The 26,561-nt window shown below is 73.1% G+C and carries 20 protein-coding genes; 9 read left to right on the top strand and 11 right to left on the bottom strand.

Annotated features, from left to right (window positions below; translation table 11 throughout):
- Positions 1–108: 108 nt before the first annotated feature.
- Positions 109–2,640 (bottom strand): collagenase, encoded by a 2,532-nt coding sequence (locus AB0K37_RS25710; protein WP_363985274.1) that lies wholly within the window; start codon positions 2,638–2,640, stop codon positions 109–111.
- 315 nt (positions 2,641–2,955) lie between these two features.
- Here AB0K37_RS25710 and AB0K37_RS25705 point away from each other — a divergent pair, with 315 nt between their 5' ends.
- Entirely contained in the window at positions 2,956–4,536 is a 1,581-nt protein-coding gene (locus AB0K37_RS25705; RefSeq protein ID WP_363985272.1) for an alpha/beta hydrolase, read from the top strand.
- A gap of 42 nt (positions 4,537–4,578) precedes the next feature.
- Here AB0K37_RS25705 and AB0K37_RS25700 read toward each other — a convergent pair whose 3' ends face one another.
- The 6 genes from AB0K37_RS25700 to AB0K37_RS25675 form a co-directional block, all read right to left on the bottom strand.
- A complete protein-coding gene (locus AB0K37_RS25700) occupies positions 4,579–8,250 on the bottom strand; it encodes a glycosyl hydrolase (RefSeq protein ID WP_363985270.1) in 3,672 nt (1,223 codons plus the stop codon).
- Between the two features lie 155 nt (positions 8,251–8,405).
- On the bottom strand, positions 8,406–9,233 hold the full coding sequence (locus AB0K37_RS25695; RefSeq protein WP_363985269.1) for a carbohydrate ABC transporter permease: 828 nt from the start codon (positions 9,231–9,233) through the stop codon (positions 8,406–8,408).
- Positions 9,230–10,204 (bottom strand): sugar ABC transporter permease, encoded by a 975-nt coding sequence (locus tag AB0K37_RS25690; protein ID WP_363985267.1) that lies wholly within the window; start codon positions 10,202–10,204, stop codon positions 9,230–9,232. The genes AB0K37_RS25695 and AB0K37_RS25690 overlap by 4 nt, the downstream gene beginning before the upstream one ends.
- Positions 10,205–10,206: 2 nt before the next feature.
- Positions 10,207–11,436, bottom strand: a complete 1,230-nt coding sequence (locus AB0K37_RS25685) for an extracellular solute-binding protein (RefSeq protein WP_363985265.1) — start codon at positions 11,434–11,436, stop codon at positions 10,207–10,209.
- A 130-nt stretch (positions 11,437–11,566) separates the two neighbouring features.
- Complete coding sequence (locus tag AB0K37_RS25680) at positions 11,567–14,263, bottom strand: family 78 glycoside hydrolase catalytic domain (protein ID WP_363985263.1); 2,697 nt, start codon at positions 14,261–14,263, stop codon at positions 11,567–11,569.
- Between the two features lie 198 nt (positions 14,264–14,461).
- The gene (locus tag AB0K37_RS25675) at positions 14,462–15,250 is read right to left on the bottom strand and encodes a DeoR/GlpR family DNA-binding transcription regulator (RefSeq protein WP_363985261.1); all 789 of its coding nucleotides are present in this window, start codon (positions 15,248–15,250) and stop codon (positions 14,462–14,464) included.
- Between the two features lie 272 nt (positions 15,251–15,522).
- Between AB0K37_RS25675 and AB0K37_RS25670 the strand changes: the two genes are divergently transcribed.
- From AB0K37_RS25670 to AB0K37_RS25645, 6 genes are all read left to right on the top strand, one after another.
- On the top strand, positions 15,523–16,746 hold the full coding sequence (locus AB0K37_RS25670; protein WP_363985259.1) for a cytochrome P450: 1,224 nt from the start codon (positions 15,523–15,525) through the stop codon (positions 16,744–16,746).
- Positions 16,747–16,987: 241 nt separating this feature from the next.
- Complete coding sequence (locus AB0K37_RS25665; RefSeq protein ID WP_363985257.1) at positions 16,988–18,646, top strand: ATP-binding protein; 1,659 nt, start codon at positions 16,988–16,990, stop codon at positions 18,644–18,646.
- A 132-nt stretch (positions 18,647–18,778) separates the two neighbouring features.
- On the top strand, positions 18,779–19,183 hold the full coding sequence (locus tag AB0K37_RS25660; RefSeq protein ID WP_363985255.1) for a roadblock/LC7 domain-containing protein: 405 nt from the start codon (positions 18,779–18,781) through the stop codon (positions 19,181–19,183).
- Positions 19,180–19,542 (top strand): DUF742 domain-containing protein, encoded by a 363-nt coding sequence (locus AB0K37_RS25655; protein ID WP_363985253.1) that lies wholly within the window; start codon positions 19,180–19,182, stop codon positions 19,540–19,542. Before AB0K37_RS25660 ends, AB0K37_RS25655 begins: the two co-directional genes overlap by 4 nt.
- Entirely contained in the window at positions 19,523–20,170 is a 648-nt protein-coding gene (locus tag AB0K37_RS25650) for an ATP/GTP-binding protein (RefSeq protein WP_363985251.1), read from the top strand. The genes AB0K37_RS25655 and AB0K37_RS25650 overlap by 20 nt, the downstream gene beginning before the upstream one ends.
- Positions 20,167–21,402 carry a cytochrome P450 gene (locus AB0K37_RS25645; protein WP_363985249.1) on the top strand — a complete coding sequence of 412 codons (1,236 nt, stop codon included), beginning with the start codon at positions 20,167–20,169 and terminating at the stop codon, positions 21,400–21,402. The genes AB0K37_RS25650 and AB0K37_RS25645 overlap by 4 nt, the downstream gene beginning before the upstream one ends.
- 54 nt (positions 21,403–21,456) lie before the next feature.
- On the opposite strand, the gene AB0K37_RS25640 is transcribed toward AB0K37_RS25645, so the two are convergent.
- The 3 genes from AB0K37_RS25640 to AB0K37_RS25630 are packed head-to-tail and all read right to left on the bottom strand — an operon-like array spanning position 21,457 to position 23,999.
- Entirely contained in the window at positions 21,457–22,314 is an 858-nt protein-coding gene (locus AB0K37_RS25640; RefSeq protein ID WP_363985247.1) for a cytochrome c oxidase assembly protein, read from the bottom strand.
- 8 nt (positions 22,315–22,322) lie between these two features.
- The gene (locus tag AB0K37_RS25635; RefSeq protein WP_363985245.1) at positions 22,323–22,829 is read right to left on the bottom strand and encodes a DUF2243 domain-containing protein; all 507 of its coding nucleotides are present in this window, start codon (positions 22,827–22,829) and stop codon (positions 22,323–22,325) included.
- A gap of 45 nt (positions 22,830–22,874) precedes the next feature.
- Positions 22,875–23,999 (bottom strand): enolase C-terminal domain-like protein, encoded by a 1,125-nt coding sequence (locus tag AB0K37_RS25630; RefSeq protein ID WP_363985243.1) that lies wholly within the window; start codon positions 23,997–23,999, stop codon positions 22,875–22,877.
- 100 nt (positions 24,000–24,099) lie between these two features.
- Between AB0K37_RS25630 and AB0K37_RS25625 the strand changes: the two genes are divergently transcribed.
- Together AB0K37_RS25625 and AB0K37_RS25620 are read left to right on the top strand one after the other, a co-directional pair.
- The gene (locus tag AB0K37_RS25625; protein WP_363985241.1) at positions 24,100–25,263 is read left to right on the top strand and encodes an acyl-CoA dehydrogenase family protein; all 1,164 of its coding nucleotides are present in this window, start codon (positions 24,100–24,102) and stop codon (positions 25,261–25,263) included.
- Positions 25,264–25,294: 31 nt separating this feature from the next.
- A complete protein-coding gene (locus AB0K37_RS25620; RefSeq protein WP_363985239.1) occupies positions 25,295–25,840 on the top strand; it encodes a TetR/AcrR family transcriptional regulator in 546 nt (181 codons plus the stop codon).
- On the opposite strand, the gene AB0K37_RS25615 is transcribed toward AB0K37_RS25620, so the two are convergent.
- Positions 25,837–26,250 carry a hypothetical protein gene (locus AB0K37_RS25615; protein ID WP_363985237.1) on the bottom strand — a complete coding sequence of 138 codons (414 nt, stop codon included), beginning with the start codon at positions 26,248–26,250 and terminating at the stop codon, positions 25,837–25,839. The genes AB0K37_RS25620 and AB0K37_RS25615 overlap by 4 nt on opposite strands.
- Between the last annotated feature and the right edge of the window lie 311 nt (positions 26,251–26,561).

Raw genomic sequence — 26,561 nt, 5'->3', positions numbered from 1 at the left:
CAGCGCCTCGCCCTCCCCCTCCTCGCTCAGCAGCGCCCCGGTGACCACGCCCTCCTCCCGGTCGAGCCGGTCGAGCATCTCCCGGCGATCGGGTCTCGGGGTGTCAGATCAGTACTCGGACTTCACCGCCACTCCGCTGAACGCCTGCTTGCCGTAGAGGCTGATGTAGTTGTAGCCCGCGGGCGGGTCGGTGATGGTCAGGGTCTCGCCGTTGCCGGCGTTGACGGACCTCTGGGTGTAGGACGTCGACGTGGCCCAGCCGGTGGGGCTGTAGTACAGGTCCGCGTCGCCGGTGCCGCCCGACGACGTGATCTTGATGGACTGCGTGCCGGCCGGCACGTAGAGGTACAGGTAGGCCAGGTTGCCCTGGGTGGCCGACAGGTTGCCGCGCTGGCAGTTCTGCCCGAGCTGGCGGGTGTCCGTCCCGGTGCACTCGGTCGTCCCGCCGCCTCCGGCCGACACCGCCAGCTGCTTGGTCGCGGTGCCGGTGGCGCCCTTGTCGTCGGTGACGGTGAGGGTGACGGTGTAGGTGCCGTCCGCGCCGTAGGTGTGGGACGGGTTGGCCGACGTCGAGGTGGCGCCGTCGCCGAAGTCCCACCGCCGGGAGGCGATGGTGCCGTCGGAGTCGGTGGACTGGTCGGTGAAGGAGACCGCCAGGCCGTTCGCCGAGGCGGAGAACCGCGCGGCCGGCGCCTGGTTGCCGCCGCTCCCGCCGCCGGCGCACGCGCCGGACGCGCACGCGGCGAGCCACGTCCGCCAGTCACTGTCGTAGCGGGTGCCGATCGTGCTGGTCAGGAACGTCCGGGCGGCGTTCCAGTTGCCGGTCCGGTAGTAGCCGAGGACGGTCGAGACGTCGCCCGGGTGCTTCTCGAACATGTACCGCACCGCGAGGTAGCCCCAGCGGTAGATGCGGGTCGTGTCATGGCTGTAGGTGGTGTCGAACAGCGTGCTGAGCGCGTAGGTGCTCCTCGCCGCCTCGGTGATCGCCGCGTCGTAGACCTCCTTGCGGTAGGAGTAGGAGACGTACTCGGCGAAGCCCTCGATCCACCAGATGGTGGGGGTGGTGACGCCGGCGTTGAAGTCGCCGTACATGTCGAAGCGGCCGTCGAGGTAGTGCGTGTACTCGTGGTTGAGGTTCCAGATCTGGAACGCCGGGCGCACCCATTCGGCCTCGTAGGCGATGAACCGCGGCTGGTTGCCCGCGGCGGCCGGGTCGCCCTCCAGGTACATGCCGCCGTTGTTGGTGTCGATGCCGAACATCGCGCCGGCGTAGGTCTGGTAGTCGGTGCTCGAATCGAAGACGCAGACCTCGATCGTGGTGTTGTTGTCGTTCGCGACGGGCCGGTTCCCGTCCTTCACCAGGCCGTGGAAGTAGGCGTCCTGGTTCTGGAGGCTGGCGCAGCTTTCCGAGAGCTGGGCGGCCGTCATGTCCTGCGCCCGGATCTTGATGCTCGAACTGCAGGTGTGGTTGATGGTGAGGACGTTCGCGGCGAGCCGCTGCGCCAGGTCGCAGGTGCCGTAGTAGGAGCAGTTCGCCTTGTCGTAGTAGTCGGTCATCTCGGCGACGCCCACCCACAGCGGCGCGGTCTTCCCGGTCATGGCGCTCTGCCCGAGCAGCCCCTTGGCCAGCGGCCTGACCTTCGCCTGCATCGCGGAGTGCTGCACGAAGCGGGTCAGCTCGCGCCCCGCGTTGGACGTCAGGTAGCTGCGGTCGGTCCCGAGCAGGGAAAGGTGCCCCGAGGCGAAGGAGTTGAGCGTGTCGAGCACGCTCTGGTCGGCCTGGACCGCCGAGACGAACTCCGGGACCTGGTGGCCGCGGAACAGCACCGTGTAGACGTTGTTCACCGCGTTGAGCATCCACCAGGACGCGTCGTAGGAGCTGTTGTAGCCGGTCAGCAGCCGCTTGACCACGGAGATGTAGCGGGCGTTCTCCTCCGCGCTGTCGATCAGCGTGACCGCCTCGGCGAGGACCTCGCCGTTGGCGTCGCTGACCGTCGACGACCTGGAGTTGCCGAAGAAGGCGTCCAGGCCCGACTGGATCGCCGTCTTCAGCGTGGGGCCGTAGGTCCCCACGGTCGACGGGTTGTACCAGTGGACGTAGTAGCCGGCCCGCAGGTAGAGGACCAGCTGGGCCGTGCCGGTGGTGTTGTCGCCCGGGTAGTAGAGACCGTTGTCGCGCAGCCCGTACGCGACGCTCGCCATCTGCGACTCCCGGAACGCGTAGTACGCGTCGGTGCCCGTGAGGCTGAACAGCGAGTTGACGCAGTCGGTCGTGGACGACTTGATCTGCTGGACGAGCGCGCTTCCGGAACGGCTCGTGAAGTCATTCGCGCTGCACGCGGCGGCAGCGGCCTTGGCGCTCGTCTTCGGGGCGGCCTTCATGGAAGGACGCTTGTGCTCCGCCGGCTTCTCCGGCTGGTCGGGGCTGCTCTTCAGGTCGTTCTTGTCAGCGGAGAGCGGCGGCCGGTCCTTGGCGGGCAGCGGGGCCTTCTGGATGTGGCGCGCGTCACCGCCGTCGGGGCGGACGCTGGCGGGAGGGGGTTTCGGGGCGGCGTTCGCGGGCGGGACGAGGAACGTCGTCCCGAGGGCCACCGCCATTGACGCCAGCAGGCAGCGGGTCGATCTGCGTCTGTTTCTCACGGGGGTCTTCCTCCATGGGGCGGGCGTCCGGCAGGGGCGCCGGACGGAGTCGCAGGGCTCCGGGGTCCAAGGTCCGGAGGGTCGGGGAAGCGTGCGCCCGCAGTTTGTGGGGCGGAAACGACCCGTGGTCATACGCCGCGCCATCGATCTGGGTTATGGATCTCCCGGACGGATCTCCCTCGAAACGCGGGAAAGGAATTCGCCGAGGTGGCGCCCCGTTTCCGGCGGCGCGGCGCCCCCGAAGCCGTTTCCGGACAATGACGAAAGAAAGGTGAAATTGTACACTGCAATGCCACAAGGACTCTGGAGGTGTCTGTGAGACGACGGAGCAGGACACGCGCCGGCGCCGCGCTCGCCGCGTGCGGCGGCATGCTGGCGGCCGCGGCGCTGGCCGGGCCGCCGCCGGCCACCGCGGCGGCCGGGGACCCGCCGCGCCTGGACTGGAAGCCCTGCGGCGACGCCGCGACCCCGGCGCTGCAGTGCGCGATGCTGGAGGTGCCCCTCGACCGCGCCCGCCCGGACGGGCGCACGGTCAAGATCGCGCTGAACCGGCTCCCCGCCACCGCGCCCCCGGGCGAGCGGCAGGGGCCGATGCTGCTCAACCCGGGCGGGCCCGGCATCAGCGGGCTGTGGATGGCGAGCTGGATCCCCTCCAGGCTGCCGCCCGACGTCGCCGCCTCCTACGACTGGATCGGCTTCGACCTGCGCGGATCCCAGCACAGCGAGCCGCGCATGTCCTGCGACCCGCACTACTTCGACGGCCCGCGACCCGACTTCCAGGTCGACCAGGGCACCACGGAGGCGTGGCTGGCGAAGGCCGCCGGCTACGTCGCGAAGTGCACCGAGAAGCACTCCTGGCTTCTGCCGCACCTGGCGACGGTCGACCACGTCCGGGACATGGAGTCGATCCGCCGGGCGCTCGGCGCCGAGAAGATCAACTTCTTCGGATGGTCGTACGGCACCACGCTCGGCTCGACGTACGCCCAGCTGTACCCGCGGCACGTCCGCCGCTTCGTCCTGGACAGCATCGTCGGGCCGTCCGTCTCCTGGTACGACCACAACGTCCTCCAGGACCTGCAGCACGAGAAGCGGTTCAAGGCGTTCACCGCGTGGGTCGCCAAGGCCGACGGGGTCTACCACCTCGGCACCGACCCCGCCGAGGTCGAGGCCAAGTGGTACGCCATGCGCACCCGCCTGCGCGAGCACCCCGTCGGCCGGATCGGGCCCGACGAGTTCGACGACACGCAGGTCGCGGGCGGCTACGACGTCCTCCGGTGGCCCCGGCTCGCGACGGTGCTGGCCGCGTACACCGCCTCGGGCGACAGCGCGCCCCTCGTCACCGCGTACGAGCGCTACGCGGCGCCGGACCCGGCGGACGACTCCTTCGACCTCTACAACGCCGTGATGTGCGGCGACAGCAAGTGGCCGCGCGACTTCCGGTACTGGCGCAAGGACCAGGCGAAGGTCAACGAGAAGGCGCCCTTCTACACCTACAACAACATGTGGTTCAACGCGGGCTGCCTGACCTGGCCCGTCAAGGCGGGGCACCGCACCAGGATCACCGGGAAGGGACTACCGCCCCTGCTGCTGTTCCAGGCGACGGACGACCCGGCGACACCGTACGAAGGCGGCCTCGACATGGCGCGGGCCCTGCCGAGCGCACGCCTCGTCGTGGAAAGGGGCGGCGGCAGCCACGCCATCACGTTCGCGGGCAACACGTGCCTCGACGACCTCCTGGTCGACTATCTCCGCGAAGGGAAGGTGCCGCCGGACCGCGGCCTGGTCGACCGCACCTGCGCCAAGAACCCTGACCCGGCGCCGGTCTGGGTCAAGCCCGCCCCGGCCGCCGGCCCGCGGGCGCAGGCGACCGCCGTTCCGCGCCAGTTCGCGAGGTGACGTGGGGCACCGGCCGCCGCGCGGCGCTACCGTCCCGTTCGGTCAGCGCCCGACGGCGGCCGGGGCCTCCATGAGCAGTCGGACGGGGCCGTAGAGGCCCGAGGCTCGCTGCCCCTGGAAGACGAAATGCGTGGGGCTCACCTCGTCGAGATAGGGCGCAAGGGTTCCGCAGACGAGGATTTCGATCTCGTTGTCGCCTTCGCGCAGGGCCGCTCCGATGTCGAAGCGGTACGGGGCGCAGATGCGCACCCCCGCCGGGTCGCCGTTGACGGTGACTTCGGCGGTGCCGCGCACCCGCCCGAGGTCGAGCGCGGCTCCGCCCGCGGGCATGGCGAGGCGGAACGAGCGCCGGTAGCGGACGGCGCCGCTGTAGCCGGCGAGTCCCGCGTCCTCCCAGTCGCCCAGCCCGATGGTGCCGCGACCCACGGTGAAACGCACCGGCCCCGCGAGCGCCGCGCCCGCCCGGTGACCGGGAAGGGTGCGGATCCGCAGTTCCGCCGTCCGGCCGGAGGGAGCCTCCGGGCCCGGCAGCGCCATCTCGGAGGCCGGGTGCAAAGGCTCCCCGTCCAGGGTCGCTTCCAGCAGCTCACCGCGGACGTCGACGGCCATCCCCGTCGCCCCGGGCGGGACGGCGAAACGCAGCCTCTCCACCCGCGGCGCCGCGTCCGGCATCGCGAGCGTCGCCGGGAGGACGACGTCCGTCTCCGGATCGTCCTCAAGCCACGCCGCGCCGGGCAGCGGATGGGGCCGCCGCCGCAGGTGCAGGGACGCCGGGTCGCCGTACTGCGCGCGGCGCGCCGCGACGGGCACCGGGTCGCCGTCGCGCGTCGCCGTCCAGCCGGCGCCGGACACGACGGGTCCGTCCACGAGGACCTCGGGAGGCGGGCCGCCCTCAGTGAGGACCAGGGTCAGGTCGCCGCCCGCCACGCGGTAGCGGCCGACGCGCGGGACCTCCTGCTCGGCGTACGGGTCGAACCCTCCCTGGCGGCCGACCTCCTCACCGTCGACGAGGACGCGGCAGGGCGCGGCCGAGGCCACCTGGATCGTCGCCCCGCCGGCGGACTCCGGGAGGGGGACGCTGAGCGCGATCTCGGCTCCCGGCCGCGCGGGGCCCGCCGCGGTGATCCACTCCGGCCGCCGGTAGCGCTCGCGGTCGGTGACGACGGCGAGGTGGGCGCGCAGCCGGACGTCCTCGTCGGGGACGAGCCGCACCTCGACGTCATGCTCACCGGCGGGGAGTGGCGCCTCGGCGATCGCCAGGTGGCCCTGGTCGTCCAGGTCGACGGTGGCGCCGTCCACGCGCAGCGTCTTGGCGGCCGCGGCGCCGACGGCCACGAAGCCGCCGTCTCCGGGCACGGTCAGGCGGGTCCGGAACACGACCGCGTCCCCGGACCGGACCTCCCCGAAGTCGAGGAACTCCTCAGGGACGTGCCCCTTCGGGCCGAGGAAGGCGCGGTGCAGGGTGTCCTTGCGGATGCCGCGGGAGTCGGAGTACACCAAGGGCCGCCATCGTCCCTCGCTCTCCCTGGACCAGACACCGTGCGGGCCGAACGTCGCATGCGCCTCGGACCACGCTGACTCAGCCTCCGCTCGGTGGCTCACGGTCCAGCGTTCCAGAGGAACGTCGTCACCGGCGGGTCGGGCGAAGTCGCCCCAGGCGTTGTCGAGGGTCGGAACCAGGTCCATCGTCCAGGACGTGCCGAGATCGAGGACGGTCTGCTCCGTCGCGGGAGCCGGATCCGGCGCCGCGACGTCCTCGCCGCCGGGGAAGAGGATCAGCGCCGCGGGCCCGTCGTCGAACGGGACGACGATCTCGACGGACGTCCCGTCCACCGCGCGCGTCTCCAGCCGGCGCGGCGGGCCCCCGAACGGGCTCGCGAGGAACGCCGGGCCGCGCACCCCCCGGACCCGCACCCGCATGTCCCGCAGGTACCGGCCGGGATCGAAGTCGTAGGTCACGTCGAGCCAGCCGAGGTCGGCCCCGCGCTCGTCGGGCCGGCCCACCGACACGCGGCTGGCCATCGACGGCGCGGCCGTCAGGAACACCAGCGTGGTGCCGTCGACCTCCCGGACGAGGGCGGGCACCGGCGCGTCCACCCGGCGGACGCCGGCGAGGGCGGCGCCGAGAGCACCGGTGTCCGGCACGACCTCCAGCACGGCGCGGAGCCCGGCCACCGCCTCGTCCGCGCCCGGGTCGCCGACCCCGCGACGAGGCGGCGCGCCGACCGCGACGACACGGCCGCCGTTCTCGGCGAACGCGGTGAGCCTGCGCGCCGTCTCCCCTTCCAGCACGGCGCAGGACGGGAGAAGGACGACCCCGTACGACTCGTCCGCGACGTCCAGCCGCCCCTCGGCGACCCTGGCACGCTGCACGGAGTCGTCGTCCACGACGTCGGCGTCGATCCCCAGCCGGTCGAGCACGCCGGGCACCATCCGGAACCAGGCCATGTCGCCGACCAGATCCCGGTAGGTCTCCTGCGCCAGCACGGCGTCCGGGTCCACGCCGTCGAGCCGCGTCCCGGCCTGCGCGGTCGCGGTCGGGAACAGCACGGCCACGTCGCACACGTGCCGCCCCAGAGAGAGGGCGGCGCAGAGCCTGGCGACGGCGTCCGCGAAGACGCGGTGGTGCCGCCAGTAGGGCTGACGCCAGTCGGTGGCCGGCGGCGCCCACTCCCACCAGCCCGCCTTGGTCGTGTAGTAGACGGCATGCGGGTTGTAGAGGGTCGCCCCAGAGCGCAGCCACGGCAGCAGCCAGTCGAAGGTCTCCTCCAGCGTCCCGCCCCAGCCGCTGGAATGGAACGCCTCGATCCAGGTCCGGTCCCGGCCGTACAGGTGCGCGAGCGACGAGTGGACGCGGGCGTCGCCGTGGTGGTCGGACCCGGGAGCGCCGAACCAGCGGTGCGTGCGCGCGTAGTCGGCGTACAGCCTGACCCCGTCCACGGGAAGCCCGGCCCGCGCCGGATCCTGCTGGTCGCAGCCGTGCAGCAGCCCGTACCGCTCGTGCCATTCGGCCAGCGGCCGGAAGAACGCGTCCTCGGCCAGCTCGGCGCGGGTGAGATGGTAGTCGCGGCGGATCCGGAAGGCGTCCTCGCCGCCGCTCCCCCACAGCGCCGCGAGGTGCGGTCCGAGGTCGTAGCCGCGGCGCCGCTCGAACTCGCCGGCGAACCCCTCCGACCAGGTCGGCAACGACGGCAGCTCGTCCTGGAACGACCCCACGATCACCTTGCCGAGCCGGTGCCCCAGCCGCCGCGCGAACTCGCCGTGCACGCGGTCGAGGAGCGCCGCGCACGCATCCGCCGACAGGTAGTCGAAGCCGCGCACGTCCGCCGTCCCGTCCGGCCGGAGCCAGCGCCCCGCGTAGTCCGGGACGTCGCGCACCAGGCGGGCCTGGAGGTCGGCGCCGGAGAACCCGAGCTGGTCGTAGAACCACAGGGACACGCCCAGTTCGGCGGCGTCCTCGCAGACCGCGTCCAGCAGGTCCCACCACTCGGTGGAGAAGAACGGCGGATCGTCGGCGTCCGCGCCGAACATCGGACCGGACGGCGCCAGGTTCAGCACGACCAGGTTGTGGACGCCGCCCTCGGCGAACCGTTCGAGCTGGTCGCGCAGCCGCCGCCGGTCGAGACGCTCCCCGCTCCACCACCAGATGGGCGCGGGCGAGAACGCCCGCGGCGGCGCGTCCAGCACCTCCCCCAACCGCCCCGGCATCCTCATGCTCCACTCCCCGTGGGGGGCGACCCCCCACACCCCCCGGCTCGCTCCGCTCATCCCTGCTCCCTGTGGGGGGCGACCCCCCACACCCCCCGGTTCGCTCCGCTCATCCCTGCTCCCTGTGGGGGGCGACCCCCCACACCCCCGGTTCGCTCCGCTCATCCCTTGAGCCCGCTCGCGAACCCCTTGATCACATACCTCTGCAGCACCAGGAAGATCACGATGATCGGAAGCGCGGCGAGGACCAGGCCGGCGAAGACCAGGCCGTAGTCCGAGACGTACTGGCCGACGAAGGCGAAGACCCGCACCGGCACCGTCTCGCGCGCCGAGCCGCCCAGGTACAGCAGCGGTGTGAAGAAGTCGTTCCAGATGAACACGGCGTTGAGGATCAGCACCGTGCCGGTGATCGGCCGCAGCAGCGGGAACACGACCCGGGTGAAGGCCTGCAGGTGGCCCGCGCCGTCGATCAGCGCCGCGTTGGCGTAGTCGCCCGGCAGCGCCCGGATGAACCCCGTGTACAGGAAGATCGTGAACGGCAGCTGGATGCCGGTGTAGAAGATGATCATTCCCTGGTAGGTGCCGAGCAGGCCCGCCGAGTCGGCGAGCTTGAACAGCGGGATCATGCCGAGCTGGAACGGCAGCACGATGCCGAGCAGGAACAGCACGTACAGCGTGAAGCCGAGCCGCGTGGCGCAGCGGGCCAGGAAGTAGGCCGCGAACGCCCCGATCGCGATGAGCGCCACCAGGCTCACCACCGTGATCACCGTGCTGTTCAGCAGCGCCGAGCCGAGCGAGGCCCGCGACCAGGCGTCGGAGTAGTTGCCGAACGTCGGCGACGACGGCGGCGACAGCGGCGCCGAGGCGATCTGCTGCTTGTCCTTCAGCGACAGCGTGATGAGCGCGTACACCGGGAACAGGAACGCCAGCGCGATCGCGATCATCACGACTTCCAGGGCGAACGTGCGCAGTCCGTAACGCGGGCTCATGCCACCTCCCGACCGCGCAGGTACCGGATCTGGATCAGCGAGACCGCGGCGACGAACAGCGCCAGGACCAGCGCGATCGCCGTGCTGTACCCGTAGTTGCCGAACACGAACGCCTGCTTGTACAGGACGGTCGACAGCGTCTCGCTGGCATGGCCGGGCCCGCCGCTCGTGGCCGCGTAGACCTGGTCGAACAGCTTGAGCCCGCCGATGGTCGACAGCATGACGTTGATCGTGACGGCGGGCGCGAGCAGCGGCCAGGTGACGCTGCGGAACCGCTGGAACCGCCCGGCGCCGTCGATCATCGCGGCCTCGTGCAGCTCCACGGGCACGCCCTCCAGCCCCGCCAGGAAGATGACCATCGAGTATCCGGAGAACTGCCAGATCACCATGCCGGCCACCGACCACAGCGCGAGCGAGGGGTCGCCGAGCCAGTCCTGGCGCAGGGAGCCGAGCCCCACCGCGCCGAGGATCCCGTTGAGCCCCGCGTCCGGCGCCGGGTTGTAGACGTACTTCCACAGGAACGCCACCATCACGGGGCTGACGACCGCGGGCGCGAAGAAGACGACCCGCAGCACGGCGCGCGACCTGATGCGCGTGTGCACGCCCAGCGCGAGCAGCAGTCCGATGCCGTTCTGGACCACCACGATCGCGACCGTCAGCAGCAGCGTGTTGACCAGCGACCCGCGCGCGGCGTCGTCCCGCAGCAGGCGGCCGAAGTTGTCGACGCCGACGAACGACCGGTCGCCGATGCCGTTCCAGTCGGTGAAGGCGTAGAGGATCCCGCTGGCGCTCGGATACAGGACGATCAGCGCGTACACCAGCAGGGCGGGCGCCGCGAACCACCACGGCGGAGTCAGGAAGCCGCCGCGCCGGCGGCGGCGGGGCGGCGCCGGGAGGCGCGCCGCGCTCTCGGGAGGTCCCGCGGCACCGGCCGCCGAGGCGGCCGGTGCCGGACGTGCGGTCGGGGGCACGGCTACTTCTTCCGGTAGGTCTCGTCCAGCTTGGCCAGGCCCGCGGCCACCGTCGTCTTGCCCGCGAGCAGCTCCTGCACCAGCGCGAAGTGGGCGGGCTGCACCTCGGCGTTCGGCCACGCCTGGTCCATGAACGGGTCGGCCTTGTCGCCGTCCAGGTACGGCAGGAACGGCTCCAGCACCGGATCGATCTTGGAGGAGGAGTCGCGGACGAGCGGGACGCAGGCGACGGCCTCGGCCCAGCGGTTGATGTTCTGCTGCTCGCCGAGGAACTCGACGAACTTCTCGGCGGCCTCCTTGTTCTTGCTGCGGGCGCTGACGCCGAGCCCCACGACGACCCCGGCGGGGATGCGCACCTGCGCCGCGTCGTCCGCGCCCGGCACCGGGAACATCGACAGGTCGGCGGCGTTCGCGGCGGCCTTGCGGAAGTCGGGCAGGACGGCCGAGACCTGGATCGCCATGGCGGCCTTGCCGGTGGCGACCATGGACGTCTGCTGCTCGAAGGTCGTGCCGTTGGGGTTGTCGTTGAAGTACCCGCGCTTCTGCAGGTCCAGGTACATCTCGAGGGCCTGCACCCAGCCGGACTGGGCGAAGGACGCCGACCCCGCCTGCATCTGGCTGTCGAACTGCGGGTTCTTGGCGTACACGGTGGACGGCACCAGCGCGTAAGTGATCAGCTGCGTGACCCAGGGGGTCTGCGCGCCGAGCGCGATCGGGACCGTGCCCTTCTTCTTGAGCTTCTCGCAGACGTCGAGGAACTCGCTCCAGGTCTTCGGCGGTTCCACTCCGGCCTTCTCGAAGACCTTCTTGTTGTAGATGGCGCCGATGACGCTCGACCCGGCGGAGTAGATGAAGGTCTTGCCGTCCTTCTGGAACGCCGGCTTCAGGCTCGCCGGGATCTTCTTCGTCCACGCCTGGCCGCTCAGGTCGGCGAGCAGCCCGGCCTGGGCGATCTGCGCCATGCTCATGGCGCTGCCGTTGCCCGGGTAGACCACGTGCAGGTCGGGGGCGTTGCCCGCGCCGAGCTGGGTCCGCACCGACGTCTGCACCTGGTCGGTGGGTGCGAACGAGGTGCTGAACTTGGCCCCGGTGTAGGCCTTGGTGAGCAGGTCGAGCGCCTTCTGCTGGTCGGCGACGCCCACCAGGCGCAGGGTCCCCGAGCCGCCGGACGACCCCCCGCAGGCGGCCAGTCCCGCCGGCAGAGCGGCCGCGGCCGCGACACCTCCGGTCATCCGCAGGAATCCTCGGCGGCTGAGGGCCGCATTCTGGAACGACGATGTCATCTTTCCTCCTCGCGTTCGCGGCGCGGACCGCCGGGGTGGCGGCGGTCCCGGCCGCGGCCGTCCCGCGCGGGGACGGACGTCATTGAAGGGCCGCCGTGAAGCGGTACTCCCCCGAGCCGGTCCGGCAGCGGAGCTCCCCCCGCGCCGTTCCGGCGACCGAGACCCCGGGGGCGTCCGCCACCGGGATCCCGCTCTCGCGCACACCGTCCGGGTCGTCGGTGGGGATGTGGACGGCGGCGGTCGCGCCCGGCGGCACCGCCACCCGCAGTTCGAACACGCCGTCGCGGCGCGTCCAGGCGGTGGAGACGACCCCGCGCACCGACTCGTAGCGGGCGCTCGCCGCGGTGAGCCCGCCGGGCCTCGGCCGGATCAGCAGGTCGCGGTAGCCGGCCGAGCCGGGCGCCTGGTCGAGGCCGGCGACGCCCCGGTAGAGCCACTCGCCGACCGAGCCGAGCGCGTAGTGGTTGAAGGAGTTCATAGCCGCGGCCTGGAACCCCCGCTCGGCGGTGTAGCCGTCCCAGCGCTCCCACACGGTGGTCGCGCCGTGCCGCAGCGGGTACAGCCAGGACGGCGGATCGGTGCGGCGCAGCAGGGCGTGCGCGAGGTCGGCGCGGCCGTGCGCGTCGAGGACCGGCGCGATCAGCCCCACGCCGAGGAACCCGGTGGTGAGGCCGGGCCCGGCCTCCTCGACCAGTTCGGCGAGGCGCCGCACCGCGCCCGGCACGAGCTCGCCGGGGAGCAGCTCGAACGCCAGGGCCAGCAGGTAGGCGGTCTGGGTGTCGCCGGCGACCCGCCCGTCCGGCGACGCGAACCGCTCGGCGAACGTCTTGCGGACGTGGGCCGCGAGCGCGCCGTACCGGGCCGTGGCCTCGTCCGCGCCGAGGATCTCGGCGGCGCGCGCCGTCAGCGCGGCGCTGCGGGCGAAGTAGGCGGTGGCGAGGACGTCGCGCGGGGTGGGGGCGGGCGCGAGCCAGTCGGCGAAGTGCGGGCCGGTGCGGCGGGTCCACACCAGGTCGGGGTTGTGCCGGTGGACGTGGTCGACCCAGGCGCACATGGCGTCGAGGTTGCGCTCCAGGAAGCGCTCGTCCCCGTACACGCGGTAGAGGTGCCAGGGGACGAGGACGCCCGCGTCGCCCCAGCCGGGCGCGCCCTCGTCGGCCACGCCCGCGATCTTCGGCGCGACGTTGCCGAAAGCGCCGTCCGGCGACTGCGCGCCGCGCACCTCGCGCAGCCAGCCGTCGAAGAACGCCGCGACGTCGGCGTTGAGGCACGCGGTCGGCAGGAAGACCTGCGCGTCGGCCAGCCAGCCGAGCCGCTCGTCGCGCTGCGGGCAGTCGGTGGGGACACTGACGAAGTTGGAGCGCTGCCCCCAGGAGATCGCCTGGTGGAGGCGGTCGACGTCCGGGTCGGAGCAGGCGAACTCCCCCGCCCAGGGCGTGTCGCTGTGCAGGACCACGCCGGTGATGTCGGCCGCGCCGAGCGCGCCCAGGCCGGTCACCTCGGCGTACCGGAAGCCGTGGTAGGTGAAGCGCGGCTCGAAGACGGTCTCGGCGTCCTCGCCCGCGATCAGCACGTCCGTCGCGTCTGCGGTGCGCAGGTTGGCGGTGTAGAGCGCGCCCGCCTCGTCCAGGGCCTCGCCGTGCCTCACGACCACCCGGTCGCCCGGGGTCAGGCCGCGGGCGGTGAGCCGGACGCGTCCGGCGAAGTTCTGCCCGAAGTCGACCAGGAACCGGTCGCCGGCGATGCGGGTGACCGACCGCGCCGGCAGCTCGCGGACGGCGCGGACCGGCGGCGCGACCGAGGCCGTGAGCCTGCTCCGGTCGGTGGCGGCGACCCAGGCGGGAAGCCACCCCGCGCGGTCGCGGTCGCCGGCCGGCAGGTCCCAGCCGGGGGTCTCGCGGCGCAGGTCGTGGCACTCCCCCATGAGCAGGTCGGCGTACCGGACGGGCGACCGCGCGCTCTGCCAGTCGCCGCCGGTCGCGATCACGTCGGTGGTTCCGTCGGCGTGGACGAGGTGCAGTTCGGCCAGCAGTTGCGGGAACGTTCCGTAATGCGCGCCCGAGCGGCGCTCGTCGAAGCCGACGAACCCGCTCCACCAGCCGTCCGCGACCGTGGCGGCCAGCATGTTGGCGCCCGTCCGGACCAGGCCGGTCACGTCGTGGACCTGGTAGTCGACGCGGTCCCGGTAGTCCGTCCATCCGGGGGCGAGCTCGGCGTCCCCGACCCGCGCGCCGTTGAGGCGCATCTCGTAGATGCCGCGGGCGGTGACGTAGAGGCGCGCGGCGACCGGCGCGGCGGCGGCCTCGAACGCCTTCCGCAGCCGGACGGCGGGCTGGAGGCCGTGGTCGGCGAGGGCGAGCTCGCCCTCCTCGGGCGCGTCGACGACGTCCTGGACGGACGGGTCGTGCGTGATCCAGGCGGCCGACCACGCGGACGGGCTCAGCATCCCGGTCTCGAACCAGGACTCCTCCCGCGAGGAGGCGCCGGCCGCGTCGGTGACCGTGACCGTCCAGCGGTAACGGGTGCGGGGCCGCAGCGCGGGGCCGCGGTAGCGGACGGAGACGGCGGACGGGTCGGCCACGACGCCGGTGTCCCAGACCCGGGCGCCGTCGTCGGCGTGGACCCGGACCTGGAAAGCGGCGGGCGCGTCTCCGCGCCGGCCGGAGGCCAGCCGCCACGACAGCAGCGGCGCGGGCTCGTCGACACCGAGCGGCTCCGCCCGGTGGTCGCAGCGGAGCCCGTACGGCGCGAGACCTCGGCCCAGGGAACCCGTCACTCACCCACTCCGATCGCAATCCCAACAAGGTGGGCTGTGAAGTTAACGTTAAAAATGTGAGCTTGAGAGTAGGAGGGTGCTGAACAGGGTGTCAAGGTGCAGGATCCGGTGGATTCCGGCCGTACCGAACCCGTGAGGGAACGCCGTCGCCGGCGCGTCCGGGGGACGCCCGGGCGCCCGTGACCGGCGGGACAGCCGTCAGGCGGTCGCCAGCTCGTAGGCCACCTTGTGCTCGTCGAGCCCGCGCAGCGCGTCGGCCCCGGCGCCGTCGTCGACGATGACGCGGTCGAACGCCGACAGCGGCGCCACCCGGTGCAGCGCCACCCGGCTGAGCTTGGAATGGTCGATCAGCAGCACGCTGCGGGCCGCCGCGCCGAGCATCGCGCGCTTCACCGAGACGATGCGCTGCTCCTGGTGGTAGGCGAACCCGCCGGACACCGCGGAGGTCGACACGAAGCACAGGTCCACGTTGAGCGCCTCGATCGCGTCCACGCAGGAGACCCCGAGGAACGAGTCGTGCAGCGGGTCGTAGTCGCCGCCGAGCGCCATCAGCCGGATGTCGCGCTCGGCGGACAGCAGGTTGACGGCCTGCAGGAAGTTGGTGACGACCGTCAGGGGGGCCACGCCGGCGAGCCTGCGGGCCAGCGCCAGCGCCGTGGTGGAGTCGTCCAGCATGACCGCCATGCCCGGCTCGATCATCTCGACGGCCATGGCGGCGATGGCGTCCTTCGCGGGCCGCATCGACTTCATCCGGTAGGCGACGCTGCTCTCGAACACCCCGGACGGCTGCGCGGTCACCCCGCCGCGGTGCTTGCGGACGACGCCCTGGCGGGCGAGCTCGTCGAGGTCGCGGTGGATGGTCATGAGGCTGACGCCGAACCGCTCGGCGAGCCCGGCGGCCGAGACCGAGCCGGCGGACAGGACGATGTCGGCGATGTCCTGCCGGCGCCGCTCCGGTCCGCGCGCGCCTCCGCCCTGCTCGACCATCCGGAACCTCCCGTGGCCGGCGCGCGCGACGGGCTGTCGGCGGAGGCCGGGCGCCACACAAGGTAACACGTTCGGATGGTTTGTTAACACAAGGGTAAGCCGGGTTGACGCGGCCCGTCGGAGCGCCGCAGCGTGCTCGGCCTCCGCACCCCTCGGCGCCGCGAGTACCACACGATCGAAATAACACCTAATTCGTGAATATCTTGCCGCGAGGTGATCATGGGGGAAAGGATGGGCCCTCTGTCACTTACCTCATCTCCGAATGGGACAGAATGACGACGAGCCCCCTGCCTCCCTTTCCCGCCGCGGACGAGAGCCCGCTCGACACGTGCCTGCGGCTGCGGGAGATCGCTCCCGTGGTCGAGGTGGAGTTCCCCGGCGGCGTGCCCGCCTATCTGGCGCTGACCCACAACGCCGTCCGGGAGATCCTCGCCGGGGACAACCGGACGTTCCTGCGGGAGCCGGAGCACTGGCCCGCGCTGCACGACGGGTCGATCCCCGAGGACTGGCCGCTGCGCGCCATCGTCGAGGGCGGTCACCTGTCCACCAAGGACGGCGCCGACCACCGGCGGCTGCGCGGCCTGGTCGGCAAGGCGTTCACGCCCGCGCGGGTGAAGGCGCTGGAGCCGCGCGTCCGGCAGATCGTGGAGGGCCTGCTCGACGACGTGGTGACCGCGGGGGACGTCGTCGACATCGTTCCCGCCTTCACCGAGGCGCTGCCCATCTGGGTGATCTGCGAGCTGTTCGGGGTCCCCACCGAGGACCGGCCCCGCGTGCGCGAGTGGACCGCCGCGCTGCTGGCGCACACCACGCCTCCGGAGGAGGCGTTCGCGACGCAGAACGCCCTCCAGGCCTACCTGCACCAGCTGGTGGAGACCAAGCGCCGGACTCCCGGCGACGACCTCACCACCGGCCTGGTCCAGGCCAGCGACGAGGGCGACAAGCTCACCACCGACGAGCTGGTCGGCGTGCTGTGGCTGATGCTGATCGCCGGCCACGAGACCACCGTCCACCTGCTCGGCCACGCCGTCATCGCGCTGTCCCAGAACCCCGACCAGCTCGAACTGGCCAAGGCCGGGGACCGCTGGGACGACGTGGTCGAGGAGACCCTGCGCTACCGCCACTCGGTCATGATGACCAGCTTCCGCTTCACCGCGGAGGACGTGACGATCGCCGGGGTGCCCATCCCCAAGGGCCAGGCGGTCGGCGTCGTCTACCAGGCGAGCGGCCTCGACCCGGCGGAGCACGGCGAGGACGCGGACCGCTTCGACATCACGCGGGAACGGAACGGGCGCCTCGGCTTCGGCCACGGCCCCCGGTACTGCATCGGAGCGTCGCTGGCCCGCCTGGAGGGGCGGCTGGCGCTCGCCGCCCTGTACCGGCGGCTGCCGGAGCTCTCCCTCGCCGTCGACCCGGACGACGTCCCCTACTCGCCGTCGTTCTTCACCGTCGGCCCGCTCAGCCTGCCGGTCGCCCTCGGCCCCGTCCGGCCCTGACGGCCCGTCCCGGTCCTGCGGCCGAGGCCGCCGGACCGGGACGCCCGCCGGGCCGGCCGTGCGAGGCCGCGCGGCGCGCTCACCTGCCGCGCGGCCGTGACGGAACGGCCATTTTCTGTGATCACCTGTGTGCCCCGGCATTTTGGTGCATCCTTGTCACGCCTTATACCGATATGACCACCGTGCAGCGGGTCGAGAAAGTCCTGCCCACCAGTCACCGACGCTCACAGGGACAAGAGGGATGGCAACGGGAGCGGATCGAGCACCCACCGAGCGCGCCGCGCTGGAACGCGCCTTCTGGGTCTGGCTGATCGTGGCGATCGTCGTCGGCGGCGCCTGGCTCGGAGCACTTCTGGCCGTGGACCAGGGATCGCGGACCGTCGTCGCCGCGGGCGGCGGCGCGGGGACGCTCCTGGTGAGCCTCCTCGCCGGGACCGCGGCCTACTACGCCGAGTGCGCGCGGGCCGCCCGCGCCCGGCTGGCCCGGGTCGAGGGAGAGAGCGACCTCCTGGAGCGCCGGCTCCAGGAACTGGTCGACGGACCGCTCCCGGCGCTGATCGAGCGGCTCCACGCCGGAGCCTCGCCGGACGAGACCCTGGCCGAGCTGCAGGCCGTCCCGAACCACCTGCTGGGCCGCCTGGTGCGCCTGGTCGCGGAGGGCGTCGCCGCGAGCGAGCGGCACGCGTCCCGGGCCGAGGCCGAGCTGGCCGCCCTGGAGGAGGAGGTCGACCGGCTCGCCGACTCGACGCTGCCCGTCCTCATCGAGCGGATCCGCGGCGACCGCGCCTCGGCCGCGTCCGTGCTGGCCGAGTTCCCGGCGCCCAAGCACGCGGCGCTCGACCGGCTCCTCCGCGCGCTCGCCGACGACGTGGCCGCCGGGGAGCGCACCCGGGCGGCGGCCATGGCGGCCTCCGCGGCCGCGGCGGCGCGGATCCAGGCGCAGACGACCCGCATGCTCGCCCAGCTCCGGGAGCTGGAGGACCGCTACAGCGAGGACGACGTCTTCGGCGACCTGCTCGACCTCGACCACCACGTCTCCCAGATGGGACGCCTCGCCGACAGCATCGCGCTGCTCAGCGGCGGGCGCTCGGGGCGGCGCTGGACCAAGCCCATCGTGCTGGAGAGCGTCATCCGCGGCGCCATGGGGCGGATCGCCTCCTACCAGCGCGTCCAGTACCACTCGACCAGCACCGCCGCCATCGCCGGCTTCGCCGCCGAGGGCGTCATGCACGCGCTGGCCGAGCTGATGGACAACGCCGCCAACTTCTCCCCGCACGGATCGGCCGTGCACGTCTACGCGGAGGAGGAGGACGCCGGGATCGTCATCACGATCGAGGACAGCGGGCTCGGGATGCGCCAGCGCGAGCGGGAGCGCGCCGAGCGGCTGGTCTCCGACGCCGCCGACCTGACGTCGCTGCCCGGCACCCGGCTGGGCCTCGCGGTGGTCGGGCGGCTGGCGGGCAAGCACGGCCTGCGCGTCAACTTCCGGCCGTCCTCGCGCGGCGGCGTCGGCGTCGTCGTGCTGATCCCGCGCCAGCTCGTCACCCACTCCGTCGGCGGCGACGGCGCCGGGACCCTGGCGGAGTCCATCCGCAGCGCGCCGAGGAGCACCGGCGCCCCCGCCCCCCGGCCCGCCCGCGAACCCGCCCCGGCCCTGGCCGCCGCGGCGGCGCCCGCGGCGGACGCCTCGGACCCGGCGGCGTACCTGCCCAAGCGCCGCCGCGGCGCCACGCTCACCGACATGGTGGAGCCGCAGGCGGCCCCGCCTCCCCTCCCCCGCGACCCCGGGGCGCGGTTCGCCGCGTTCCGCGCGTCCACCTCGGGGAGCCACCGAACGACCGGCGGCGCCGAGACCGGCGCCGACCAGGAGGACCCGCCCACCGGAGTCCCCGATCAGTAGGGCTCATGGCCCGGCGCGCCGTCCCGCGGACGGCCGCCGGCCGACCGGTCCCGGCGGCCTCGTCCGGACCGCAGGATCGACAGATAGGAGGCAGGGGCCCGCGTCTGCGGCGGACGCAGCCCCGTGATCTCGATGAGCACCGATGAGCGCCGACTCGACTGGCTTCTGACGTCCCTCGCGGAAAGGGCGCCCGGCGTCCAGCACGTCCTGGTGCTGTCCAGGGACGGTCTGAAGATCTGCCACACGCCCGGCCTCGACGACGACCGGGCCGACCAGCTCGCGGCCATCGCCTCGGGCATTCAGAGCCTGTCCATGACCGCCTCCCACGAGTTCGGCCGGGGCGTCGGCGCCGGCCAGTCGATGGTGGAGTTCGCGGGCGGGCTGCTGCTGATCATCCCGGCCGGCGAGGGGGCCCACCTGGCCGTCGTGGCCCGCGACGACGCCGACGTCGGCCTGGTCGGGCACAGCATGAACGAGCTGGTGGAGCAGATCGGCGGCTACCTGACCGCGGCTCCGCGCACCTCCGTGTCGAGATGAACCCGCGCCCCCTGGACCTCGACGACCCGGACCGGCTCTACACCGTGACCGGTGGCCGCAGCCGGGCCGGGGACGCGGACCTCGACCTCGTCACGCTGATCGTCGCGGAGAACGACCCGGCGCCGGGCATGCAGTCCGAGCACGTCGCGATCCTGCGGCTGTGCCGGAACGAGCCGGTGGCCGTGGTCGAGCTGTCCTCCCATCTGCGGCTGCCGGTGAGCGTCGTGAAGATCCTTCTGCTCGACCTGCGCGACACCGGCCACATCACCGTCCGCCATCCGACCTCGGCCACCGCGACCACCCACCTGGCCGACCTGGACACCCTGAAGGAGGTGCTCGATGGACTCAAAGCCCTCTGACCGCGCACCGGAGCCCGCGACCGCGCCCGCGGGCGGCGTCCCGCTGCGCCGCAGCGTCCGGGACGCGCTGAAGATCGTGATCGTGGGCGGGTTCGGTGTCGGGAAGACCACCATGGTCGGCTCGATCTCCGAGATCCGCCCGCTGAGCACCGAGGAGGTCATGACGAAGGCCGGCGTCGGCATCGACGACCCGAGCGGCGTCGCCGACAAGCGGACCACCACGGTCGCCTTCGACTTCGGCCGGATCTCCCTGGACGCCCACCGCGTGCTCTACCTGTTCGGCGCCCCCGGCCAGCAGCGGTTCTGGTTCATCTGGGACCAGCTGTTCTCGGGCAGCCTGGGCGCGGTGGTGCTGGTGGACACGCGCCGCCTGGAGGAGTCCTTCTACCCGCTCGACCGGCTGGAGCACCACAAGATGCCGTTCGTGGTGGCGGTCAACCGGTTCGAGGGCCCCGAGCCGCGGCCCTCGCTGGACCTGGTCCGCGACGCGCTGTCGCTCTCCGCGGACGTCCCCCTGGTCGACTGCGACGCCCGGCAGCGCGAATCCTCCAAGAGCGTGCTGATCACGCTGGTCCGGCACCTCACCACCCTCCACGATCCCGCCACGCTCCAGGAGGCCGCGCAGTGACCGACGAGACCGTCCGGCCGGCCGCCGGCGAGAACGCCGTCCGCCTGTACGGGGAGGAGTTCGACCAGCGGCCGAAGGACTTCTTCGAGCGGATGCGGCGCGAGCACGGCCCCGTGGTGCCCGTCCTGCTCGAAGGCGACATCCCCGCCTGGTACGTGATCGGGTACCGGGAGGTCAACCACGTCACCGGCAACCCCGCGCTGTTCGCCCGCGACACCCGCCGCTGGAACGCCTGGGACATGGTCCCCGAGAACTGGTCGCTGCTGCCGTTCGTCGGCTGGAACCCCTCGGTGATGCTCGCCGAGGGCGAGGAGCACCACCGGCGCAGCGCGGCGATCAGCGACGCGCTGGACGCCGTCGACCGCACCGAGCTGGCGGGCATCAGCGAGCGCGTCGCCGACCACCTGATCGACGAGTTCGCCGGGGACGGCGAGGCCGACCTCGGCACCCAGTTCGCCGACCGGCTCCCCCCGATGGTGATGGTCGGGATCTTCGGCGTCCCCGACGCCGAGGTGCCGGACATGATCCGCGACATCCAGGCCGTGGCGGGCTCCGACGAGAGCGCCGTCGCGGCCTACCAGCGGCTCCAGGAGACCATGCGCCGGCTGGCCGAGACCCGCAGGGCGCACCCCGGCCCGGACGTCACCTCCCGCCTGCTGCAGCACCCCGCCGGCTACACCGTCGACGAGCTGATCAGCGACCTGATCCCCATGCTCAGCGCCGGGACGCTGCCCACCGGCCACTGGATCGGCAACACGCTGCGGCTGATGCTGGTGGACGACCAGTTCGCCGTGACCCTCCAGGGCGGCCGCGGCAGCGTCACGCAGGCCCTCAACCAGGTGCTGTGGGAGGACACGCCGTCCCAGAACAACATCGGCCGCTTCGCCGTGCGCTCCTGCGAACTGGCCGGCCGCAAGATCCGTCCCGGCGACATGCTGATCCTCGGCTGGGCCGCGGCGAACGCCGACCCGCAGGTCCAGCCGCCCGCGCACGGCGCCGGCGCGGGCAACCGCGCCCACCTGTCGTTCGGCCACGGCGACCACGGATGCCCCTACCCCGCTCCGGAGCTGGCCGAGGTGGTCGCCAGGACCGCGGTCGAAGTCCTGCTCGACCGCCTGCCCGACATCGAACTCGCCGTCAAACCGGACGAACTCCTGTGGCTCCCGTCCTTCTGGGTCCGCCGCCTCGCCGCCCTCCCCGTCCGATTCACCCCGACCTTCGCTGCTTCCTGATCCTGCGGCGATGGACCTCGGAAACGCCGCGCGGGTCCCGCCACCGCGGCATCCTCACTGGACGTCGGAGACGCCGGCCGGGGTGGCGCTTCGGCGTCCGGGACTCGACCCGGCTCCGTTGCGGGCGGGGCGCCAGGTGGCGACCAGGGCGAACGCGAGCAGGAGTTCGGCGATGTCGCCGCCGTAGTACATGAGTTCGGCGCCGCCGCGTACCTGGGCGATGGGCGCGTGGACGTCGATGAGGAAGCCGCCGTAGACGAGTTGGGAGACGGTCGCGTGGACGGCGACCGCCATGCCCAGGACCACCAGCCGCGCCAGGACGCCGGGACGGGACGGGGCTGGGTCCGGGCCCGCGATGACCCAGGCGAACAGGCAGCCCGAGAGCAGGAAATGGACGTGCAGCGCCATGTGCAGTCCGGGATGTTCCATCGTGGCGTTGTACAGCGGCGTGAAGTACACCAGGGGCAGGGTGCCCGCGCTCAGCAGCAGGGCGGTCACCGGGTGGGCCAGGATCCGCAGGGGGAGGTTGCGCAGGACGCCGGTCAGGCGCCTGGCACGGGCGGCGGGAAGGGCGCGCAGGAGGACGGTGATCGGGGCGCCCAGCACCAGCGCCACCGGCGCGTACATGCCGATGACGAGGTGCTGGAGCATGTGCCCGCGGAAGTCGCGGCCGGCGAAGGCGTCCACCGGGGCGGACAGGGCGAGTGCGAGCAGCGCGCAGCCGGTCAGGAACGCCACGGCGCGCGTGCGGCCCGGTCCCCGCGCCGGGTTCCGGCGGCGGCCCCGCCACCACAGCGCCACGTAGCCGGCCGCGACGAGCCCAACGGCCGCCAGGGGCAGAACCGTCTCCAGAGGAGATGCTCCCCCGCCGTGTTCGTGCATCGGGTGACCGGCCGCCGGGAGGAGCGGCATGGCGGGCGTCATCCGGCCGGTCCGGACGGGTTCAGCGGCTTGGCGGTGCGCTGGACGAGGTAGCCGACGGCGACCAGAGCGACACCGAGCAGCAGGAACCCGACGTCCCACCAGATCTGGTGAGGGCCGCCGTGGACGTGGTGGATGCCGAGGATCTGGTGGTCGACGATTCCCTCGACCACGTTGAACAGGCCCCATCCGAGCAGGATCCAGCCCCACAGCGCCGATGAGGTCCACACCCGGCGGCGGTCGCTCGTGACCCGCGAGTACAGGAGGGCGAGGCCGGTCAGGACCGACAGCCAGCACACCACGTGGAAGATGCCGTCCCACACCGTGTTCATCTGCAGTCCCGACACGGTGCGGGGCGAGTAGTACTTCACCCCGATGTTGTCGGTGTTGGTGCTGGTCAGCATGTGGTGCCACTGGAGCAGCTGGTGCAGCAGGATGCCGTCGACGAACCCGCCGAGCCCGACCCCGAGGACGATCCCCGGCAGCCGCAGGTTCGTCGGCGTCACATCGGCGCGGCCTTCTCGAACTGTCGCCGTCATCTCTCTCCGATCTCAGCGGCCGCCGTGGGTGCGGTAGGGCTCGGCGTCGCTCCATCTGACCTCCAGGCCCAGGCCGGGACGGTCGGGGGCGGGGACGAGGGCGCCGTCCGCCGGCGTGAGCGTTCCGTCGAAGAGCAGGCGCTCGACGCGCACGTGGTCGTGGAAGTACTCCAGATGGCGGAGGCGGTCGACCGCGCAGAACGCGTGCGCGGACACCGCCGGGGCGCAGTGCGCCGACAGGTCGGTCTGCCGCGCGGCGGACAGTCCCGCGACCTGGAGAAGGCCCGTGACGCCGCCGCACCGGGTGACGTCGGCCTGGAGGCAGTCCACGGCGGGGCCGTCGAGCAGGTCGGCAAAGTCCTTGAGCACGAAGCCGTACTCCCCCGCCGCGACCTCCAGGCGCCCGGGGCCCGCGTCGCGGACGAGGCGCAGGCCCGCGAGGTCGTCGGAGCTCACCGGCTCCTCGAACCATCGCACGTCCCACTCCCCGGCGAACCGCCGCGCCCAGTAGAGGGCGTCCTTGCGGGTCAGGGCCCCGTTGGCGTCGGCGAACAGTTCGGGGCCGTACCCGATGGCCTCCCGGACGGCGGTGAGCCGCCGCGGGTCCTCGTCCGGGTGCCGCGAGACCTTCAGCTTGACGCGCGGGATGCCCTGCTCGACCCAGCCGGCGAGCTGTCCGGCCAGCCGGTCCAGGGAGTAGTTCGTGAAGCCTCCGCTGCCGTAGACGGGCACCCGGTCGTGGAAGGCCGGCAGCACCTTGAACAGCGGGAGCCCCAGCAGCTTCGCCTTGAGGTCCCAGAGCGCGACGTCCACGGCGGACACCGCCATCGCGCCCGCGCCGGGCCGGCCGGCGTTGCGGATGGCGGCGAACATCCGCTCCCAGGCCGCGGGCGGCGCGAGCGCGTCGGCGCCCCGCACCGCGGGCGCGAGCGCGGACTCCACGAACGCGGCGACCGAGACGTCCCCGTAGGTGTAACCGATCCCGGTCTGCCCGCCCGCGTGCGCCTCGACGAGGACGAGGGTCGTGGAGTCCCAGCGGAGCGTGCCGTCCTCCTCGCCGCCGCCGGGACCGTCGGTGGGCACCTCGAAGGCGTGCACCCGGACGCCGTCGACTTCCGCGTCGGCCCGCGAACGCATCGTCGCCTCCCTCCGTCGGCGTCTACCTACCGCTGGGATCCGGCCTAAACCGAGGAGGGGTCTCGCCTCGGGACCATACCTTTGAGTATGGTTCCGTACCATGGAGTATGGAGACGGGATCGTGCGCCGCGTGCGGGACCTCGCGCCGACGCTCGCCGAACGCGCGCCGGCCGCCGAGCGGGCGCGGCGGCTGCCCGACGAGACCATCGCCGACCTGGCCGCGACCGGGCTCTTCGCGATGCTGGTGCCGAAGCGCTTCGGCGGGGCCGAGCGCGGGTTCGAGGAGATGGCGGCGGCGTGCCGGGAGGCGGGCGCCGGATGCGCCTCGACGGGGTGGCTGTCGGTCATCTACACGCTGCACAACTGGATGGTCGGGCTCTTCCCCGAGCGGGCGCAGGCCGAGGTCTGGGCGGACCGGCCGTACGCGCTGATCCCCTGCGTCCTCGCGCCGACCGGGACGGCGGCGCCCGCGGACGGCGGGCACCGGGTCACCGGGCGCTGGTCGTGGGGCAGCGGCGTGATGCACGCCGGGCACGTCATGGTCATGGCGCTGGTCACCGCGGGCGACGCGATCGAGCCGCGGCTGTTCCTGCTGCCGCGCGAGGAGGCGGCCGTCCACGACGTCTGGCACACCAGCGGGATGCGGGGCACCGGCAGCAACGACATCGAGGTGGCGGACGTGTTCGTCCCGGAGCACCGGTCCGTGCCGCTCGCCGACCTGGCGGAGGGGCGCTCGCCCGGGTCCCTCGTCCACTCCGGGGCGCTCTACCGGACGCCGCTCGTGCCCGTGTTCGCGCTGACCGGCGCCGCGCCCGTGCTCGGCGCGGCCGAGGGCGTGCTGGCCCGGTTCGCCGAGCGGACGCGGAGCCGGGTGATGGCCTACTCCGGCGAGCGGCAGCGCGAGACCACCGGCGCGCAGGTCCGGCTCGCGTCGGCGACCGCGGACCTGGCCGCCGCCCGGCTGCTGCTGGAGGACGCCCTGCGCGGCGTCGTCCGCGCCGTGGCGGAGGGGAACTGCGACCTGCGGCGGCGTGCCGGGGCCCGGCTGGCGGCGGCGCACGTCGCCGGGACCGCGCGGCGGGTCGTCAACGACCTGTGCTCCGCGGCCGGGGCGAGCGCGCAGTTCACCGACTCTCCTTTCCAGCGGGCGCAGCGGGACGTGAATACGATCTCGGGGCACGTGGTGTTCGAACCGGACGCGGCGTACGCCCTCTACGGCAGGATCGAGCTGGGTCTGGACCCCGGCCCGGTGACCCTGGTGTGACGGCGTCCGCGCGGCGGAGACGGGAGGTGGGATGACGGCCCGCACGAGGGCGGCGCGGCCCAGGGTGGCGCGGCGCGACTGGATCGAGGCCGCCTACGGGGAGCTGGCCCGCGCCGGCGAGCGCGGCGTGGCGATCACCACGCTGGCGGCCCGGCTCGGCGTCACCAAGGGCAGCTTCTACTGGCACTTCCGCGACCGCCCTGAGCTGATGCGGGCGCTGCTGGACCGGTGGGCGCACGAGCGGACCGACGAGGTGCTGGGGCTGGCGCTCGGCAGCACCGCCGATCCGCGCGAGCGGCTGCGGCGCATCCAGGCGCTCGGCCGCGAGGTCGCCCCGGTCGACCGGGCGATGCGGCTGTGGGCCCAGGACGAGCCCGCGGCGGAGGAGGCGGTCCGGCACGCCGACCGGGCGCTGCTCGGGCACATCTCGGCGTGCCTGGAGGACCTGGGGTTCGACGAGGAGGAGGCGCGCCTGCGGGCGCAGCTGATGCTGCGGGTCTGGGCCGGCGGCTACCTCGTGCCGGGGACCGGCCCCGACCCCCGGGAACGCATGCTGGAGATCCTCCTCGCCCCCTAGTCCCGCTCCCGGCGGACGAAGCCGTGCCGCGCGAGCACCTCGGCGAACTGCCGCCCGGCCGGGGTGAGCTCCTTGCCGAGGCCCCGGCACGCGGCGCAGCGCTCCTCTTCCGGCTCGTCCGGGCGGGCCCTCATGTGATCGTCGATGGCGCGTTCCACGGCGGTCACGATGGCGGGCTCGGCGGCCGCGACGCGCTCGGGCGCGGCGACGGGCGGGACGCCCGGGGCGGGTCGCCACTCGTGGGCGCGCCGGGCGGCCTGGGCGACCGCGATCAGCTCGCCGGCCCGGCGGTGCCAGGCGAGCCACTGCTCGTTCGGGGTGCTGCCCGTCCCTCCGCACACCGCGCAGTCGTCCTCCAGCGCCTCCAGCAGCCGCGACAGGAACCCGGCGCTCGCCGCCCGGTCACCCATTCCGGTCACCCCGCGCTGGCTTCACGAATCCCTGTCCATTCACGGTCGCGTCGGCCGGGCCCCGCCGGGCCCACCCCCTCGTACGCGCCCCGGCGCCGCAGGGTTCGGATCCGCGCCGGTCGTCGCGGCGCGTCGATCGGCTCGGTGTCCGGAACCGGACACCGTTCGCCGGTTCGCCGGCGCGGGTCGCGCGGCCGTCGAGCGCGCCGCGGCGCCCCCCCCCCCCCCCCCCGGGCCCCCCCCCCCCCCCCCGCCGCCCCCCCCCCCCCCCCCCGCCGCCCCCCCCCCCGCCCGTCAACCCGCCCGGCCCA

It is taken from the genome of Actinomadura sp. NPDC049753 (assembly GCF_040674655.1).
GTDB classification, from domain to species: Bacteria; Actinomycetota; Actinomycetes; order Streptosporangiales; family Streptosporangiaceae; genus Spirillospora; species Spirillospora verrucosospora.
This window is presented reverse-complemented; position numbering and strand designations above follow the sequence as displayed.